General features: G+C 72.3%; 12 protein-coding genes. 5 read left to right on the top strand and 7 right to left on the bottom strand.

Annotated features, from left to right (window positions below; genetic code table 11):
• The 3 genes from AB0F03_RS19740 (at nucleotide 1) to AB0F03_RS19730 (ending at nucleotide 5,713) form a co-directional block, all read left to right on the top strand.
• Nucleotides 1–1,884: a non-ribosomal peptide synthetase gene (locus AB0F03_RS19740; RefSeq protein ID WP_361993351.1), complete on the top strand. Its 1,884-nt coding sequence runs from the start codon at nucleotides 1–3 to the stop codon at nucleotides 1,882–1,884.
• On the top strand, nucleotides 1,874–4,825 hold the full coding sequence (locus AB0F03_RS19735; RefSeq protein WP_361993348.1) for a condensation domain-containing protein: 2,952 nt from the start codon (nucleotides 1,874–1,876) through the stop codon (nucleotides 4,823–4,825). Before AB0F03_RS19740 ends, AB0F03_RS19735 begins: the two co-directional genes overlap by 11 nt.
• A gap of 282 nt (nucleotides 4,826–5,107) precedes the next feature.
• Nucleotides 5,108–5,713 (top strand): dihydrofolate reductase family protein, encoded by a 606-nt coding sequence (locus tag AB0F03_RS19730; RefSeq protein ID WP_361993346.1) that lies wholly within the window; start codon nucleotides 5,108–5,110, stop codon nucleotides 5,711–5,713.
• A 587-nt stretch (nucleotides 5,714–6,300) separates the two neighbouring features.
• Here the strand turns inward: AB0F03_RS19730 and AB0F03_RS19725 are convergent.
• The 4 genes from AB0F03_RS19725 to rph form a co-directional block, all read right to left on the bottom strand.
• Nucleotides 6,301–6,978 carry a hypothetical protein gene (locus AB0F03_RS19725; protein WP_361993343.1) on the bottom strand — a complete coding sequence of 226 codons (678 nt, stop codon included), beginning with the start codon at nucleotides 6,976–6,978 and terminating at the stop codon, nucleotides 6,301–6,303.
• A 526-nt stretch (nucleotides 6,979–7,504) separates the two neighbouring features.
• Nucleotides 7,505–8,404, bottom strand: a complete 900-nt coding sequence (locus tag AB0F03_RS19720; protein WP_361993340.1) for a hypothetical protein — start codon at nucleotides 8,402–8,404, stop codon at nucleotides 7,505–7,507.
• Nucleotides 8,401–9,414: an SPFH domain-containing protein gene (locus AB0F03_RS19715; RefSeq protein WP_361993337.1), complete on the bottom strand. Its 1,014-nt coding sequence runs from the start codon at nucleotides 9,412–9,414 to the stop codon at nucleotides 8,401–8,403. Before AB0F03_RS19715 ends, AB0F03_RS19720 begins: the two co-directional genes overlap by 4 nt.
• A gap of 230 nt (nucleotides 9,415–9,644) precedes the next feature.
• A complete protein-coding gene (rph, locus tag AB0F03_RS19710; RefSeq protein ID WP_361993334.1) occupies nucleotides 9,645–12,242 on the bottom strand; it encodes a rifamycin-inactivating phosphotransferase in 2,598 nt (865 codons plus the stop codon).
• 967 nt (nucleotides 12,243–13,209) lie between these two features.
• On the opposite strand from rph, the gene AB0F03_RS19705 reads away from it, so the two are divergent.
• Nucleotides 13,210–13,749: a DUF6817 domain-containing protein gene (locus tag AB0F03_RS19705; RefSeq protein ID WP_361993779.1), complete on the top strand. Its 540-nt coding sequence runs from the start codon at nucleotides 13,210–13,212 to the stop codon at nucleotides 13,747–13,749.
• Nucleotides 13,750–13,881: 132 nt separating this feature from the next.
• Here the strand turns inward: AB0F03_RS19705 and AB0F03_RS19700 are convergent, their stop codons facing one another.
• Nucleotides 13,882–14,568 (bottom strand): nitroreductase family protein, encoded by a 687-nt coding sequence (locus AB0F03_RS19700; RefSeq protein ID WP_361993331.1) that lies wholly within the window; start codon nucleotides 14,566–14,568, stop codon nucleotides 13,882–13,884.
• Nucleotides 14,569–14,704: 136 nt separating this feature from the next.
• On the opposite strand from AB0F03_RS19700, the gene AB0F03_RS19695 reads away from it, so the two are divergent.
• Nucleotides 14,705–15,208 (top strand): Lrp/AsnC family transcriptional regulator, encoded by a 504-nt coding sequence (locus AB0F03_RS19695; RefSeq protein ID WP_361993329.1) that lies wholly within the window; start codon nucleotides 14,705–14,707, stop codon nucleotides 15,206–15,208.
• Nucleotides 15,209–15,556: 348 nt separating this feature from the next.
• Here the strand turns inward: AB0F03_RS19695 and AB0F03_RS19690 are convergent, their stop codons facing one another.
• A complete protein-coding gene (locus tag AB0F03_RS19690; protein WP_361993326.1) occupies nucleotides 15,557–16,297 on the bottom strand; it encodes an alpha/beta hydrolase in 741 nt (246 codons plus the stop codon).
• 466 nt (nucleotides 16,298–16,763) lie between these two features.
• On the bottom strand, nucleotides 16,764–18,770 hold the full coding sequence (locus AB0F03_RS19685; protein WP_361993323.1) for a hypothetical protein: 2,007 nt from the start codon (nucleotides 18,768–18,770) through the stop codon (nucleotides 16,764–16,766).
• Between the last annotated feature and the right edge of the window lie 172 nt (nucleotides 18,771–18,942).

The raw sequence follows: 18,942 nt of genomic DNA, 5'->3' as shown, positions 1-18,942 counted from the left end.
ATGGCACCCACCCTCCCGCAGCCCCACGACACGGCGGACGCCGCGCCCGCGACACCACCCCGCACTTCGGCCGCCGTACCCGGCGAGCCCCCGGCACGGGCGACGGCCCTGCCCGCGCTCGTCACCCGGCGCGCCGGACTCACCCCGGACGCCCTGGCCGTCGTCGACGGTGACACGACCCTCACCTACGGCCGCCTGCTCCGGGCCGGCCGAGCCCTCGCCGCACACCTGCGCGACCACGGGGTGACCCCCGGCGACCGGGTGGCACTGCTGACGACCCGGTCGGCCCGCACGGTCGTCGCCCAGCTCGCGCTCTGGCTCGCGGGCGCCGTCTGCGTACCCCTCGACCCCGCCCAGCCCCGGCCGCGCACCGAGGCGATGATCAGCGACGCCGGGGTGACGCTCACCGTGGGCGACCCCAAGCTGCTGGACGCGACCGCGCTCACCGGTCCCGTCCTCGCCCTGCCCGAGGAGCCGCTCACGGACGGCCCCGCGCTGGACCACTGCGACCCCGGCAGCCCGGCGTTCATCATGTTCACGTCCGGCTCCACCGGCCGTCCCAAGGGCGTCGTCGTACCGCACGGCGCCATCGCCGAGCTGGTCACCGCACCGGACTACGTCACCGTCACCGCCCGCGACCGCGTCCTGTTCCACTCGCCCATGACCTTCGACGCCTCCACGTTCGAGGTCTGGGTCGCGCTCGCCAACGGCGCCGCGGTCGTCGTCTGCACCGAGCAGCGGCCCTCGCTGGAGGACCTCGCCCGGCACGTCGAACGCCACGGTGTGACGGTCGCCTTCTTCACCACGGCCCTCTTCCACCAGCTCGCCGCCCGCCGATCCCGCGTCTTCGGCCAGCTCCGCTCGGTCGTCGTGGGCGGCGAGGCGATGGCCGCCGCACCGGCCCACGCCGTCCTGACCGCCTTCCCCTGGCTGGAACTGGTCAACGGCTACGGGCCCACCGAGACGACCACCTTCGCCACCGCCCACCGCGTCACCGCCCGCGACGGTGACGCCCCCCTGCCGATCGGCCGGCCCGTCGCCGGGGCCACCACCCACGTCCTGGACACCGACGGCCGGCCCGTCCCGGCGGGGGAGCGCGGCGAACTGTGGGTCGGCGGCAGCAGGCTCGCCCACGGCTACACGAGCCTGCCCGAACTGACCGCCGAACGGTTCGTCGAGCACCCGGCCGCGGGCCGGCTCTACCGCACCGGTGACCTGGTCTCCGCCCGGCCCGACGGCACCCTCGACTTCCACGGCCGCGACGACGACCAGGTCAAGGTCCGCGGCTTCCGCATCGAACCGGCGGAGATCGAACACGCCCTGCGCCGGTACGACGACGTCGGCGACGCCGCCGTCACCGTCGACCGCGCGGGCACGGCCGAAGCACGACTCGTCGCCCTCGTGGTCGCCGCACCCGGACCCGTGCCCGCCGGCGCCGCGCTGCGCGAACGCCTCACCGCCGTCCTGCCCGCCCACCTGGTGCCCGACACGGTCACCCTGGTGGACCACCTGCCCCTCACCCCGGCCGGCAAGGTGGACCGGCGTGCCCTCGCCGATCTGGCCCGCACGGCCGGCAACGGCCGCCCCGGCGCTCCAGCCGTGGACATGACCCCCGTGGAACAGGCCGTCGCCGACGTCTGGAGCCGCTCCCTGGGCAGCGAGGTCACCCGCGCGGACGCCGAGTTCCTCGCCCTCGGCGGTCACTCGCTGCTGGCCCTCGCCGTCACCGACGACCTGCGCGAGGAACTCGGCGTCGAACTCACCCTCGCCGACTTCTTCGCCGCCCCGACCGTCGCCGCGCAGGCGGCCCTGGTCGAACAGGCCCTGCTCACCGCCCACCACGATCTGCACCCCCGGACCCCGGAGCACCACGATGCCCACTGACGCCGACCCCACGGCGCCGACCCGGCGGCAACTCCAGCAGGAACTGCTGCGCCGGGCCCGGGCCGGCACCGCCCGGCGCACCACCACCGCCCCCGGCGGCGCGGCGACCGCGGACGCCGGTGCTCCCGCGCCGCCCAGCAGCCGGCCGGGCGCCACCGCCCGGCACGGACGCCACCCGCTCTCCCGCGCCCAGCGCCGCATGTGGCTGATGGAACGGCTCGGCGGCGCCGGCGACTCCTACCACGTGCCGTTCGCCACGCGCGTGCGCGGCCCGTTCGACCCGGCCGCGTTCGCCACCGCCCTCACCGCCCTGGTGGCCCGGCACGAGATCCTGCGCACCCGCTACACCGAACAGGACGGCGCACCCGGCCAGGAGGTGCTCCCGCCGCCGGCGTCCGTCCCCGTGCCCGTGGCCGACACCGACCCGGCTGACACGCCCGAGGCACTGCGCCGCGAGGCGGCCCGCCCCTTCGACCTCACGGCCGGCGAGGCCGTCCGGGCCCTGGTGCTGCGCCATGGACCGCGGGACCACACCGTAGTGCTGACCTTCCACCACATCGCCGTCGACGGCGGCTCGCTCGAGACGGTGGCGGCCGAACTCGCCGTACTGTACGCAGCCGCCGGCGACACGAACGGCACGCAGCCGCTCGCCGCGCCGCCGCAGTACGCCGACCACGCGCACCGCGAGCACGACGCGCTGCCCGGCCTGGGGGCCGAACTCGACCACTGGGCCGACCTATTGGCCGACGCCGCCCCACCCGCGCTGCCCCGGCCGACGACGGCCGCGCGGAACACCGCCGCCCGACCGGCCGCCGTCCACACGGTGCCCCTCGCACCCGGCCTGCCCGACGCCCTGCGCACGCTCGGCGCCGGACACCGGGCCACCCTGTTCACGGTGTCACTGACCGCCGCCTTCGCCACGCTGCACCGGCTCACCGGCGACGACGACCTCGTCATCGGCGTGGCGAGCACCCACCGCACCGGGACGGCCATGCGCGCGCTGGTCGGCCTCTGCGTCAACACCCTGCCCGTACGGGTCGATACCTCCGGCGACCCGTCCTTCGCCCAGCTGCTGCACCGGGTCCGCGACGCGCTCCTGGAGGCCCAGCGCCACGGGCACCTCCCCTTCGACCTCGTCCTGGAACGCCTCGGCGCCCGGGCACGCGGCACCGACGGCACCGGCCTGGTCCGCGTCACCTCCGACGTCCTCGGCGCACCCACCGTGCTCCGCCTGCCGGGCACGACCGCCGAGTACGTCGACATCGGCGTCGGGGACGCGAAGTTCACCCTGTCCTACGGACTCGACCTGGGCGACCCCGCACGTCCGGCGGCACTCGTCCAGTACGACCCGCGCGCACTGGACGACGCCGTGGCGCGGGCCACCGTCCAGGACCACGCCCACCTGCTGACCGCGGCCGCGGCCCACCCGGACACCCCGCTGAGCGAACTCACCGGCCCCGGCACCCGCCCGGCACCCACCGGGGACGAGGCCGGCCACCCCGCGGCCCGGGCCCTGCTCGCCCACCCCCAGGTCACCGACGCCGACGTGCACGAGCGCGGCGAGGAACGACCCGTGGCCTACGCCGTCCTGCGCGACAGCGTCGGTCCCCGCGGCGACGAACTGCTGGGCCTGCTGCGCCGGTCGCTGCCGCCCGGCGACGTCCCCGCCGCCGTCACCGTGCTCGACGCGCTGCCCCGCACGGCCACTGGCACCCTCGACCCCGCGCGGCTGCCCGGTGCGCTCGCTCCCACCGCGTCGCCCGGCCCCCGGGCCGAGGCCGTCACGGAGACGTTCGCCGCCCTCCTCGGACCCGTGCCCGCACCGGACGACGACTTCTTCGCCCTCGGCGGCCACTCCCTGGTGGCCGTGCAACTCGCCGAACGGTTGCGCACACGGCTCGCGCTGCCGCTCACCGGGCTCGACGTCCTCCAGGCACGCACCCCCCGGGCGCTCACCGCGCTCCTCGACGCACGCGCGGCACAGCAGAGCACCGCGAAGGCCGCGCGCAAGCCCGCCCGCTCCCGGGGCCCGCGCACCGGCACGGTCCTCGTCACCGGTGCGACGGGCGGCGTCGGCGCGTTCGTCCTGCGTGAACTCGTCGCCCAGGGCCGGCCCGTGCTGGCACTGGCCCGGCCCGAGTCGGCCCATCTGGTCGCCGGCGACGGCGTCGACGTCGTCGAGGGCGACCTGACGGACCTGGCGGGCCTGCGGGACGCCGTCGCCGGCGCGGACGCGATCGTCCACGCCGCCTGCACCTTCACCCGCCACGAGGTGGACCTGGCGGCCATGGAGGCGATGGCCGGGGCCTGGCGGCGGGGCCCCTTCGTCTTCGTCAGCAGCGTCGACGCCTACGGGCACCCCGGGACGCACCGGGTCGCCGAGGAATCACCCGCCCAGGAACCGGTCAGCCCGTACGGGAGGACCAAACTCGACTGTGAGGCCCTGCTGTTGCACGCCGCGGGGACGGGGGGACGCGGGGGAGCGAGCGCCGTGCGGTCACCCATCGTCTGGGGCGCCCACGACCGGCTGCGCGAACAGCTGCGCTGGGGCGCCATCGGCGGGCTCTACCAGGCCGCCCGCACGGGCGCGCCGATCGACCTGCCCCGTCCCGGCACCGGGGGGAACGACTGGTACGGGGTGGCCTGGGTGCACGCCGCCGCCCTGGCCAGAGCGGTGACCGAATGCCTGGACCGGCCCGTGCACGGCGTCGCCAACGCGTGCGGCGGCCACGTCTCCTGGCACGACCTGGCGCAGGAACTCGCACAGCTGCTGGGCACCCGGGCCGTCATCCGCGAGACCGACGAGGTCCCTCGGGACCTCGACCACCGCTGGATTTACGACAGCGCCCGCCTGGCCCGGCCACTGCGGGCTCGCCCGGGCGAGGACCGGCGGACCGTACTGACCCAGATGATCGAGGGCATGCCCCACGACGACCGCTGAGCACCGCCGGCGTCCGTCGGCCGCCAGGACGCCGCCGGGCGGCCGTCAGGGTGACCTTGGCCCTGTGCGGCGCGCTCTCCGACCGGCACTTCGTCCGCCCGGCCTGGTGCAGCCTGGTTCAGGATCACGTCATGCCGTGATGCCGTCCGCGTCGACCACTGGCAGCCCTGTTCAGTAGGGAGCGGTTGCCCGGCAGCCGTCACGGTAGCCCGGCGCCGGGGAAGCTGCGCCGATGAGTTTCCGGCGGCCGTGCGGTCTACCCGTCGACGAAGGGAGCGCACCATGCGCGAGATCATCGTTTGCACGTTCCTGACGCTGGACGGCGTCATGCAGGCGCCGGGCGGCCCGGACGAGGACGCTGAGAGCGGTTTCGAGCACGGCGGCTGGCAGAAACCGGTGTCCGACGACGAGGTCGGCATGGCCATCGCCGGTTGGTACGAGCACTCCGACGCGATGCTGCTCGGACGCAAGACGTACGAGATTTTCGCGTCGTACTGGCCGACCGCCGATCCCGGCAACCCCTTCACCGATCGGATGAACAGCATGCACAAGTACGTGGCGTCTCGGTCCCTGACGTCCGTCGAGTGGCAGAACTCCACGTTGTTGGAGGGTGACGTCGTCGATGCCGTACGGAAGCTGAAGGCGTCCGCGGGCGGCAACATCAACGTCGTCGGCAGCGCCGACTTCGCCCAGACCCTCATGCGGCAGGGGCTCGTCGACGAGTACCGGCTGACCATCCATCCGGTGATCATCGGTACCGGCAAGCGGCTGTTCGCCGACGGAGCGATCCCCACTGGGCTGGAGCCGGTCAGCGTCTCGACCACGAAGGGTGGCACCATCCTCGGCGTCTACCGGCCGAACGGTAAGCCCAGCTACGACAGCTACTAGTCGAGGATGCCGCGGGCCATGTGTCCGAGCGAGGCGGTGGAGCCGGACTCCGAACGACGGCGATACGGTAGCCAGACTCCCCGCATCTTCGGGATGGTCTCAGTGCCGGCCCGCGTCCGGCTCGGCTTGTGGTGGCCGGTCTTGTGGTACTGGGCGCCACCCGGGCCAGCCCCGGCTTCTGTCTGGCCGTTGGCGGTTCCGGTCCGGCTGCCTTGGCTCCCGGCCGGCCATCGCGCTTGCCGAGGCGTTTTCGGCGGCTGCGGCCTGTTGCGCCAGTGGAGACGATTCAGCCACCAGCGCGCAGGACCGCGACCTCCCGGACGAGAACCGCGCCCGATAGGAGGCATCGGAGGCGAAGTCTGGGTGGAACACTTTCACCGCAATGGGCGCGCCGCCGGCGGGATGGTGGGCGAAGTGGACGGTCGCCATCCCACCGGCGCCGAAGCGGTGTAGTGGTCTTGTCTGTATGGGCTGTGTGCGGGGGCGGCGTTGTCACGGGGAACTTCCTGTGGTTCGTCAACTGGTCGCGGAGTCCGCCAGCAGGAAGCCGAGAGCGCAGGTGCGTCTCACGCCGCAAGCGCGGGTGGTCAGCTGCGGGCTGCGGCTTCGTACCGGTCAACCTGCTTGCGCAGAAGCTGGGCGGTCTCATCCGCGTCGACATTGGCCATGCCGCCGGCGCCGACGTTGGCGAGCACTGGGCCGGCAAGCGTGAACTGCTGCAGCAAGGTCACCCCGCCGGTCTCGATCCGCACGCCCAAGGAACGGTCGCCGACCTTGTCCACACTCATCGCGGTGTACGTGAGCTTCGAGCCTTGGTACGTCTCACTGTGGCAGGTCTGCAGCGCCTGCTCGAGAGCGTCGAATGCTTCGCCGGCATCCTTTGCGCTCGCGTACTGCCGCAGTCCGACGGTCGCGACCGACGCGGACAGGCCGCCGCCTTTCTGGAAGCTGCGCGACAGCTTTACATGTGCGGCGTGCGGCTGCTTGTAGTCGCAGAACGTCTTGTCTCCGCTGTCGCTGCCACTGGTGTCGACCGACCAGCCCGCAGGCATCGCTGACAGGGGCAACAGTGCCGCAGTCAGCCTTTTCTTGCTGAGCAGCTGCTCCTGGGGCGTCGGCGTAGGGGCCGACGAAGAGGAGGCAGAAGCCTTGGCCGCGGTGCCCGTCCCCGGGTTGGCGGAGGGGGAACCGGAACCGCCGCAGGCAGTCAGCGTGGCGGTCATGAGCAGGGCGCCGAGAGTGGCGATGGCGGTCTTGCGGTGCAACACAGTTTCCCTTCGAGAGGTTTCAGGCGGATCGGATCGGATCGGAGCCGGCCCCGCCACGCTCCCGGATTGCATCCCGCGAGCGACAGGTCCGCTACCAGTCACACACTCCATCACGGCTGTCGCGCCTGCGGATCATGATGGTTTAGCGTTCATCTAGTGCGCAAGTCATGAAGATAATGCTGTCGCAGGACGAACTCGCGGAGCGCCGCCGCCGCGCCGCAGAGTTGGCCTCGACCTACCGAAGCGAGTTCCTGTAGCTCGGCCAGGTTCTGTCTCGTTGGTCGGCGTCGTGCCCACATGAGCATGGCTGTGATGGGGAGGGCGGCCCACTTCAGGGCCGCCGCCGAACAGGTCGACCACTCCACGGCGTTGGCCGCGCCGGAGGTCCCGCACATGGTGGGGATATCGCCGAGCGCACGTCACGTGAGCCCTGCGGTCCTGAAGGGCGGCGGCCTCCTGCTCGACCGGGTCACGTCCGGCCACCGCCTACGAGCCCCGGTGAGCGAAGCCGGAGGCGGGGCGCTCACGTCACCAGGCGCAGCGACGACGCCGCGATGCCCACCTGTACGCTCTGCCCCCAGGTCAGTTCCAGGGCGTCGGCCTCCATCCCGTCCCCGAAGACGACCATCCGGTCCGACTCCACGGTCAGCCACAGCGCCTGTCCGCGCCCCAGCTCGCCCGCGACCCTGGACGTCCCGGTCGCGGGCGACGGCCACGCCTCGCGCACGAACCAAAGCAGCCGCGGGTCGCGCGGCGCGGGCAACGGCACGGTGCTGCCGCGCTCCAGCCACAGGGAGCGGAGCCAGCCGGTGGCGCCGGTGCCCGTGCCGACGAGCACCCCGGAGGACGCCTGGGCCTGGCCCGGGTCGGCCGCGTCGCGGGTGCCCAGCCGGTAGCGGGCCGTCTGGTGGCCCGGCGGGCCCAGGTACACCTCGTTCAGCGCGAGGAGGCGCTGGGTGTCGTCGGCGACGGCCTCGACCATGGTCAGTTCCTCCACCCGGTCCCCGGCGGCGGTCGCGGCACGCAGCAGCCCGGCCGCGTCGGCGCAGCGGTGCCGGACCAGGACCCCCGGGTTGCGCCCCGGATCGGTGTCGATGCCCACCACCGGCTGTCCGGAGAGGTACTTCGCGGTGTTGGCGACCAGGCCGTCCTGGCCGACCACGACCACCACGTCCTCCGGGGCGAACAGGAAGCGGTCCAGATCCGCCCGCTCCACCCGGGAACTGCGCCAGGTGAGCGGTACCGCCGCCGCCACGTCCCGCAGTGCCTGCCGGGTGGCGGCATGGCGGCGGGCCACCTCGTCGATCGAGCGGCCGCGGCTGGAGAGGAAGAACGCGGCCTGGCCGTGCGTGCCGTGCCGGGCGAGGAGTTCTTCGTACTCGGTCCTGCGGTGCACGAGCACCACCCGCGGTGCCAGGCTCACGCGTCCGCCCGGCCGTCCGGGCGCCCGATCCTCGCGAGGAGGCCGGTGAGCACGTCGGGGGAGAGGGTGACGCTCTCGATCCGCGGCAGGTTCTCCGCCAGCCGGGTCGCCGCCAGGGCGTGCAGCGTGACCGGGTCGACCTCGCCGTGCACCCCCAGCCAGGCGGCCTGGGCCTCGGCGCGCGCCGCGCCCGTCGCGCGCGCGGCCTCGGCCTCCGCGCGGGCCAGGCGGACCGTGCGGGCCGCCTCGGCCTCGGTCCGTACGCCGTCGGCCGCCGCCTCCTCCTCTGCCTCGCGCCGCGCGTTGGTGCCGCGCTGATCGACCAACTGCTCCTCGCGCCGGGCCAGTTCGATCTGGCTGGCCAGTTCGTTCTCGGCGATGGCACGCTCACGTTCGACGGCGACGGCCCGCCGCTCGTAGGTGGCCCGGTCCGCCTCCTGCTGGATCTGCTCGCGGGCCGGGGTGCGCAGGGCGCGCTCCACCTCGGCCTCGGGCCGGATCGCGACGACGCGCACGGCCACCACGTCGATGCCGGTGGCCGGCAGGCGGGGCTCGGCGGCGAGACCGGCGGCGACCCGGTCCCGCACGGAGGCGACGCCGTCCACCAGCGCGAGGGCCAGCGGGGTCCGGGCCAGTACGTCCAGCGTGTGCTGCTGCGCGGTCTCGGTGAGGAGGGTGGCGATCTGCTCCAACGGTGTGCCGCGCCAGTTCCCGCTGTCCGGGTCGACGGAGAAGTCGAGCCGGTCCGCCGCCTCGGCCGGGTCGCTGATCCGGTAGGTCACGGTGGCCTGCACGGTGACGTCCTGGAAGTCGGCCGTACGGGCGTGGAACGCCATGGCCAGTTCCCGGTCGTCGACCGGTACTTCGGAGAGCGCCGCCGACAGTGACCGGTACCAGAAGCTGAGGCCCCGGCCGTCGTGGACGAGCCGGCCGCGGTGGTGGTGGCGGATGTGTGCGGTGGGCGCGGAGCGCAGATGGCGCCAGCCGAAGCGCCGGGTGATGTCGGCCATGGTGGACCCCCTCGATTTCGTCAATGCGACGATAATCAGAGGCGTTGATGTCGTCAAGTAGACGAGAAGTGGAGCGATGCCGAGCCCAGGTGACGGACGGACACCGGTGCCCGACCGAGGTGGCCAGGTGCGGGACGCGGACGGGACATCCCGCCCGCGCCCCGCACGGGTCGCCGTCGACGGCCGGCGTCACCCGGCCGGAGCCATGGACGAACCCGCGGTACGGCCGGTCAGGACAGGATCTCGACGTACCCGTCGGTTCCGTGCACGCGGATCCGCTGCCCGTCCCGGATCAACCGGGTGGCCTGCGCCACACCCACGACGGCCGGCAGACCGTACTCCCGGGCGATCACCGCCCCATGGGTCATCAGACCGCCCACCTCCGTCACCAGGCCCGCGATCGCGACGAACAGCGGCGACCAACTCGGGTCGGTGAACGTCGTGACCAGGATGTCGCCCGCCTCGAGGTCGGCCTGCGCCATGTCGAGGACGACCCTGGCCCGCCCTTCGACGGTCCCGGCGGAAACCGGTAGGCCGACCAGGGCGCCGGCCGGCACGTCGTCGCGCCGGTACCTCCCGGTGACCATCTCGCCCTCCGAGGTGAGCACCCGGGGCGGGGTGAGCGCGTGATACGACCGGAACGCGTCCTTGCGCCGCCGGATCAGCTCGTCGTCCACCCGATGCGAGCGCACGACGTCGTGGAACTCCTGGAACGTGAGGTAGAAGACGTCCTCCTCCTCGGGGACCACGCCCGCCCGCACCAGGCGTTCGGCCTCCCCCAGCAGCGCCTGTTTGTAGAGGAAGTAGCGGCTGACGACGTCATACTTCGGGTACTCCCGGTAGCCGATGAAGGTGCGGACCCGGTCGATCATCCGCTTGGTCTCGTCGGCCTTCCGGTCCCCGTCCGGCAGGGCCCGCAGCCGCGACAGCACGTCCTGCTCCTTCTCCTGCGCCCTTCGTCGCCCTTGCGCGAAGCGCCGCCCGGCCACACCCGGTCCGGAGTTCCTGACGTGGTCGAGGATCAACGGCACCAGCGTGCTGGGGCGCTCGCGCCAGCGCGGGCGCGTGATGTCGATCTCGCCGACACAGCGCATGCCGTACCGGTCGAGGTACTCCGCGAGGGCCTTGCGTGCTTCGGTCCCGCCCGGAAGACTCGTCAGCTTCTCCATGAAGCCCTCGTCCTCGACGCCCTTGAGGAACGCCACCACCTCCGGCAGCGGACGGATCACGTCCGCGACGTCGAGCAGCGCCAGTCCCATCTCCGAGGTGATGTTGCCGGGGGCGGACAGCGTGAGCGTGTCCGCCGCGTTCTTCTCGCCCAGCCACTCCCGCAGGTTGTCGTTGAGCCACCAGGTGGCTTCCATCCCCGCCATGATCACTTGCAGGCTGAGCGGATCACCGAGGACCCGCCGGTGCTCCACGAACGCCTCCAGCAGGAAGTCGAACAGCGCCGGCCCGGTCTTCGTCCGGATGTCGCGCTCCAGGGTGGCGAGGGACGCCTGGCTGCGCTCGATCAGCTGGGTGACGACGGCCGGATCGGTCGCGACGGGGGCGGGTCTGCCGCCGGCCGCCGGCCGCCCGGGAGCCGGGTCCGGGAGCGACGGGATGAAGTCGCCGCGGTCCAGGACGGTCTCCAGTGCGTCCCTGACCAGCGGATCGCCCCTCCCCACGATGTCCAGGAGGCCGGCGCGGCTCGCGGGCGAGGCCAGGCGCCGGCTGACGTCGACGAACAGCCTCCCGCCGGCCTCGTGCATCGGTGCCATGGCCGTCAGCTGCCACACGGAGAGCCCCAGGGGCCTCATCGGGTCCGTCATCATCTGCTGGTGGCCGACGGACACATAGACGTGGTTCTCCCGGTCGTCCGCCTCCGGGACAGGGAACAGCGTGGTGATCGGCCGGCTCTGGACGATGTGGAAGCCGTCGTCGACCAGGCACCATTCGATGTCCTGAGGGCGGCCGAAGTGCGCCTCGATGCGCCGCCCGAGCTGCACGAGCCGTAGGACCTGTGCATCTGTCAGCGACGGCTCGTCCCGCCGCGCGGAGTCGATCGCCACCACCCGAGTGCCGCCGGCCGGCAGGGACTGAACGGCCCGCTGCTTCGTGGCGATCGTCCTGGCGACGACCTCGCCGTGCCGCACCTTGAAGACGTCCGGGTTCACCAGGCCGGAGACCAGGGCCTCGCCGAGCCCGAAACCGGCGTCCACGGTGGCGACCGTCCGGTTGCCCGTGACGGGGTCGGCCGTGAACAGGACGCCGGACGCGTGCGGGACGACCATCCGCTGCACCACCACGGCCATGCGGACCTTGCGGTGGTCGATGCCGTTGCGCTGACGGTAGGTCACGGCCCGCTCGGTGAACAGCGAGGCCCAGCACCGGCTGACGTGCCGGAGGACCTCGTCCGTCCCCACGACGTTCAGGTACGTGTCCTGCTGACCGGCGAAGGAGGCTGTCGGCAGGTCCTCCGCCGTCGCGCTGGACCGGACGGCGTACGCGGCTCCCTCGCCGAGCCGGGCGAGCGCACGGCTGATCGCCGCCACGAGATCGTCCGGGACGGCGATCCCTTCGACGGTCCGACGGATCTGCGCGCTGAGCGTGCGGATCGCCTCCCGGTCGTCCGGACCCGAGCGGGACAGCTCATCGAGCCGGTCCTCGAGGGACGGCGCCTGCGCCGAGATCCGCCGGAAGGCGTCCGTCGTCACGCAGAAGCCGTCCGGCACGCGGACACCGTCGATCCGTGACAGCCCGCCCAGGTGCGCGCCCTTGCCGCCGACGACCGCGATCTGCGTCTCGTCGACCTCGTGCAGCTCCCGCACGTACCGCTCGGTCATGGCCGTACCTCCGAAGCGGCCCGGCCTGCCTGCCCTGCGGTGGCCGATCGCGCCAGCGGCGCCGTCGATCCCGTCACACCCCGTGTCACGCACATCCCCATTCCTGATCGCCCTTTCCCACGACGAGCCGGTCGACCGCGCGGTCCCGTCAGGCGGTGCGCACCCGCGCGCCCTCGTACCGGGCGCCCGCACCGCGCGGCCGTCCCCCTGCGGGACGCGCTCGCGGCGCCCCCCGCGGTCGACGGCGGCGCACGCACGCCGTGCACCGTCCCCGCGGTTCCGGCCTCGGCCGACGATTCTGCGCCGTGACCGGGGCCTTGCGGCAAGCCCCCCATCGCGCTATAAGTTGAGAGTGGCGAGGAGAGTGCACTCCTCGCCTTCGTCGGTCCCGCGGGGTCCCGCGGCAAGAGCCCGCCCCGGTCGGCACGGCCCGAACACCCGGCCCGCCCCGCCGAGGTCGTCGCGCACGCGCGTGCCGGAGCCGGGCGCGCCGGGCGGATGCCTGAGCGAAGCCGGTGGGCGGCTCGTGGCGCCGGGGGAGTCCGCGCCGACGTTCTGAACGCGGGCGGCAAGAGTGTCCAGGCGGACACTGCTCCAGGCGGGAACCGGCCGGGTTCGCCCGGGCCGGAGGCGTCTGCCGCGCACGAGGCACCCAGGGCACCGGTCGGCGCGGGACCCGGTCGGAGGCCCGCCCAGGAGCCCGGGGGCCCCTCCGCCGGGTCTCGCGCCGGTGGAGGCCGAGGTACCCGGCGAGGGTCAGCGCGTCGCGCGGCTCGTCGGCCTGGAAGGTGACACGGCGCAGCAGCCGTACGCCGTCGAGCGCGACCCCCTCGCGGGCCAGGACGTAGAGACAGGCGAGGAGGGCGGAGCGGACGTGGAGACACCGAACCGCAGCCGGCCCGTGCGGTTACCGTCCGCCATGGGTGTCACAGAGCGGACGGTGATCCTCAGGAGGGGTGATGGGCAGATGACCGCGAAGGCGTTGTCGATCCTGCGGGCGGCCGGAGCCGAGGACATCGGGCATCCCGGCGGAACGCTGCTGGCCCACCTGCGGCGCGTCAGCGCCCTCCTCGCCTCGTGGGACGCCCGCCCGGCGCTGCAATCGGCCGGGCTGTGCCATGCCTTCTACGGGACCGACGGTTTTCCCGTCGCCCTGCTGGATCTGGGGCGCCGGGCGGAGTTGGTCGAGGCGATCGGCGTCGAGGCGGAAGCACTGGTCTACTTCTACGCCTGCTGCGACCGCAAGGCGTCCTACCAGGGGCTGACCGAAAGCCAGGGCACATTCGTCGACCGGTTCACCGGCACGCGGACGCGACCGAGCCCCGCGGCGCGCCGGGACTTCGCCGAACTCACCGCCGCCAACGAACTGGACATCGCCGACGTCAGCCCGGAGGTCCGCGCCCGCTACGGGGCCGACCTGCTCGACCTGTTCACCCGATGGCGGCCGCTGCTGTCGGAGTCGGCCTGGGGGCACTGCCGCAGCGTGCTTGGCCCGGCCGACCACTGACTTCGCGCCCGGGAGGGGAGCGGCCTGCTGGTCCTGGTCGGCCTGCTGGTCGTCGGCACGCTGTTCCGCGCGGCCTACCGCTGCCCGGTGCTGACCCAGCCGCATCGCCGGCCTCAGGGGAGCTGCTGGATGTCAGAGCGGGCGCGGGCTCTCCGTGGTCGCTTCTGCCAGCGACTTGCGGGTCAGGTACGGGACCTCGCAGTCGGCCGCGGCGTAGCCGATCGGGAAGAGGACGTAGGGCCGTTCGTTACCGGGCCGCTCGCAGATCCGGGTGAGGAAGCCCATCGGGTTGGGCGTGTGCGTCAGGGTGCTCAGACCCATCGCGTGCAGTGCCGCGATGAAGAAGCCGCAAGCGATGCCCACACTCTCGTTCACGTAGTAGTTCTTGCGCAGTGAACCGTCCGGCAGCGCGGTGCTCTTCTCGGCGAAGCAGACGACGATCCACGGCACGACGTCGAGGAAGCTCTTGTCCGCGGTCGTTTCGAGGGGTGCCAGCGCGGCACGCCACTCGGGTGGGATCCGGCCGCCCTCGTAATTGACCCGCTCCTCCTGCTCGGCGGCGACCCGGATGCGATGTCTGGTCTCGGCGTCGCCGATCACGGCGAACTTCCACGGCTGCAAGTGGGCCCCGGAAGGAGCGGTGTTGGCCGCGGTGATGGCGAGATCGACGCACCTGCGCGGGACCGGCTCGTCACTGAAGAACCGGACGCTGCGCCGACGGTCGAGGAAGGACACGAAGTCCTCTCCCCGCCGCACCGTCTCGGCCTGGTCGTACCGAGCGGGCCGGTAGGGGACGAACGGGTGGCTGTGCTGCCTCACGACTACTCCTCGTGGACCGGGAGTCCTCAGCGTGGGACACCGGCAGTCAGACTGACAACAGGTGCCGCATCGCCTTGCTAATCTGACAACGAATGAGGCGTAAGGGTGTCCTCCGGGGCGCAGATCGGCAGGTGCGGTGGCACGGCAGGGACTCGACCCGCTCGACGGCCGGATGCTGCGCCTGCTCCGGGAGCGTCCGCGTGAGGGCCTGCTGGAGATCGCCCGCCGACTCGGCGTCGCGCGCGGCACGCTACAGGCACGCCTGGACCGGCTGACCCGCTCCGGGGTGGTGACCGGCTACGGGCCGGACGTGGACGTCGCCGCTCTCGGGCATGTGGTCGAGGCGTTCACCACGTTCGAGGTGAACCAGCCGGCCCGTGAGGCCATCGCCGCGCGCCTCCGCGCCGTGCCGCAGATCCTCGAGGCCCACATCGTGACGGGCCCCGGGGACATCTGGTGTCGCATCGCGGGCACGAGCAACCAGCACGTGCAACAGGTGATCGACCAAGTCCTCGAGGTACCGGGCGTCCGCCGCAGCTCGACGGTCATCGCGCTGAGCGCGGTCATCCCTTACCGGGTCCAGCCCTTGGTCGACGAGGTGGCCGGTCTGCCACGCCAGCGGGATGCCCACCGCGGATGACCGGCGACCGGGACCCGCTCCGGTGTCCAGTCAAAAGGCGAGCACATCCCCCACGTCGAGTTGGGGACCCCCGCGTCGGCACCGGCGGGGGAGGGCGGTCAGCGCCTGCGCCGTGTTGAGAGTTCCGCGACTCTGTTCACGAGACCCGACAGCATGCGGACACGAGATCGGGCAGCACCCGAAGCACTGCGGGCATCGAACAGTTCATGGCTTCGGGCAGCGCGGGCCCCTGCGAGTCGGCACGGGCCCGCGGTGTAAACGGCAGCGGAGCGTTGGGACCTGCCCGCCAGCTGAGCGCCATCCTGGCCGACACGGCTTACCGTCTGCTGCCCGCCGGACGGACCGGCCTCACTTCAGGTGCCGGGCGAAGAACCCGGCCGCTTCCTCCCCTGCGAACTGCGGGACGCCCGTGTGCCCGCCCATATGGGCGTGCAGGGACTTCTCCCTGCTGCCGAAGGCGTCGAACAGGTCCAGGGCTGCCTGCCGGTCGTTCCCTTCGTCGTCCCACTGCAACAGGACATGCAGCGGAATGGTGATCCGGCGGGCCTCCTCGAACATGGCGCGAGGCACGAAACTCCCGGCGAAGAAGCCGGCGGCCACGATGCGTGGCTCGACCACCGCCAACCGGATGCCGATGGAGATCACTCCCCCCGAGTACCCGACCGGGCCGCCGATCTCGGGCAGCGACAGGAGGGCGTCCAGGGCACCCTGCCATTCCGGGACCGACTTCTCGACGAGCGGGAGGACGAGGGCGTCGATGATGTCGTCGCCGACCGGCTCGCCTGCTTTCATAGCCCGGCGCAGGTCGGCACGGGCCTGCTCGGCGGCGGCCCAACGGGGCCGGTCACCGCTCCCGGGGAGCTCGATGGTGGCCGCGGCGAAGCCCTGCGCCGCGGAGTGCCGGGCCCGGGCCACCAGCCGGGGGTACATCTTGCGCAGTCCGAGCGGGGGGTGGCCGAGCAGGATCAGCGGGACCGGTGCGGATGGGGATGCGGACGCGGGCATCCACAGGATGCCGGGGAACTCACCGAGGGTGAATGCGCGCTCGAGGACGTCGTCGTCGAGACGCTGTTCGGAAGTGAATCGCATGGTCGTGCCTTTCGGGAGTGCACTGGAACGGCGCTCCCGGACGACGACCTATCGCCCGACCGTGACCCCGCAGGAGAGCACCCATGTCGATACGTTCACGGGTACCACCTCCTCGTTGTCTGGCACGGCTGCCGGAAACGTAGCAGTGGTCGCGGTGGTCCGCCAAACGGGTTTTCGCGTCGACTTCCTGGCCGGATGCCAAGGGGTTGGCACACCACGCTTCACCACCCGTCTAAGGGCCACCAAAATGGCACCTCCCGCGTTCCGGGCTCGCCGTACTGCTTCCGCCAAGTCGCTCGCGGAGGGCTTTCTGTGTCCCCGGCGGCGGGCCGGGGCCCGGCACGCCGCGGAGGGCAGGTGTGCCGGGCACCGGCTCGCGGAAGCCGCGGTGCAACCCTGCTCCCTCTGATTTCTGCGGGGTCGTCGCACCGCAACCGGCCCTTGCAACGGCTGGGACAGCGGCACGTCACGTTCCGATGATCCAGGACAGGGTGGTGGTACAGGTGTTGCCCTGTGCGTATGCGGCGCTGAGGTCGAGGGCCTTGGCGCTGTCGGGGATCGCTGCCTTGACCTTGTGGGTGTCGGTGTCGGCGAGGGTGCCCTCTGCGACGGTCTTGCCGTCGGCGGTCAGAGTCCATCGCACGTGCGGAGGACAGCCTTTCGCGGGTTGAGCGGTGAGATTGCCCGGCAGGGTGCTGGCTTGATCCGTCAGCGTGAAGCGAGTTCGGACGGCGCGCGCGCTGCGTAACGTCCAGGTGTAGGTGGTGGTGCTCTCGCCGAACATGCCGACGCCTGACTGATCGACGGTGGGCCTGCTGCCGGAGGCATAGGTGACTGGTCCGGGCGGGGCCGGGACGAACGCCAGGAAAAGAGCGAGCAGCGCAGTCACCGCGACGAACCCGGCACACCCTCCAAGGAGCACCTTGCGTTCCCCCGTCCATCTGCTGGGCCGCCCTTGCGGGGTGCGCAGCTGTGACGTGCACGCGGGTGTCTGCCGTTCAGCTGTGTCACAGGCCGGCAGGACGGACGAGGGGGCAGGGGCGTCTGGGGTGGTCTCGCCCTGGGCGGCCACCGGACCATCGTTCTCACGTGGCTCTTCCGTACTGCCGGGACGCCCGGCGTCGCCCATGGGCTGTGCAGGTGCGGCTGCGACCGCAGGGTGAGCGCCCCGCGTCAGAGTTGACGACCATTGCTCCGAGCTGGGGCTATGGATTGCTTCAGCTCGTGGGTCAATCCAGGCTGGTTCCTCAGGGCCCAGTTCTTCGTGCTGGGCGAGGACCTGGCTGACGATGTCATCGAGGTCAGCGTTCAGCGCTCGCTCGGCAACGAACGCGGTCAGCTGCGCGTCCTGTCGCGTCGCGTCCTGCTGCGCCGCACGCAGTTGAGCGTGAGCCTGACGCAGTTCCTCCTGCAAGCGGCCGATGGTGTGCTGAGCCTGTTCCTGCTCCGCGCCGGCTTCGGCAACGAGCGCGTCGGCACGGTCTCGCTGTGCTCGAAGCGCCTGTGCGGCTTCCTCCCGCGCTGCTTCCGCTTCCGCACGTGCCACCGAAGCCTGGCTGCGGGCGGCGTCGGCATCGGCGCGCGCCGAGCGGGCCGCAGCGTGGCCGGCCTGGGCCTGATCACGCCAGTGGGTCTCCCGCGCCCGCATGGCCGCCTCGACCACGGCGGCCTGTTCAGCGGCCGCTTGCAGGGTCTCGCAGGCCTGGGCGAGTCGCTCCAGCAAGAGTGCTTCCCGCTCCTGCCAGGCCTCCCGCTGCGCCACCGACTCCTGTCGGAGTTCCTCCTTCTCCCGCAGGTGCCATTCGGCCTGTTCCTGCCAGTGTTCGACCTGCGCTCGGGCCGTGGCCACGTCCTGACGCATCCTGGCCACCTCGGCGGAGGCATCCTCCAGCTCGTGCCTCACACGCTGCTCTCGCACACGCAGACGGTCCATCTCCCGCCCGGCGGTTCCCAGCGCCCGCCGCTGGACAGCCTGCACCCGCCGTGCCCGCTTCACCCGCTCGTCCAGCCGCGCCCCCCGAAGTTTGTGCTGCTCCAGACTCCTCTCGAGCCGGGCGATCCCATGCTGCTGCAAACCCACCAGCAGGCGCGTACCGGCGTACGCGTCGACCACCTCGTACACCTGGTACACGAAGGGCGAACGCTCTCGCAGTGCCGGCTTGTACGCCGCCCACAGCTCCTCCACGTCCTGGCGACTCGGCGTACCGCGCTCCTCCTCCAGAACGCTTAACAGATCAAAAAGGACATCACGCGTGGGCACCATCTCGCCCTTGGCCATCCGCCGCACCGACGGCTCCCCACGGCCCGACCGGAGCGGATCCGACCGCTTGCCTCGCGCAGCGCCAGGCTTGTCGAGCTGGCCCTCAGCCTCGCCGGCCAGGGTGCCCGGTTCCTCGTCCCGAGCGTCAGGAGCCACCGCACGCAGAAGACGCTGCGCGATGTCCTTCTGCGTCAGCGGCGGATCCCCGTTCATGAGCGGGCCGAAAACGACACGGCGCACCGTGACTGCCCAACTGGACACCGGCGGGGACAGGTTCTCGGCGATCGGCCCTAGGTTCTGTCCGGCAGATCATGTGACTTTGCGACCGGACACTCGTTGGTTGGGGCATGGGTCGGGGGGATCTGACGAATCACGAGTGGTCGCT

Origin of the sequence: Streptomyces sp. NPDC028722 (assembly GCF_040637655.1) — a bacterium.
Lineage (GTDB): Bacteria > Actinomycetota > Actinomycetes > Streptomycetales > Streptomycetaceae > Streptomyces.
This window is presented reverse-complemented; position numbering and strand designations above follow the sequence as displayed.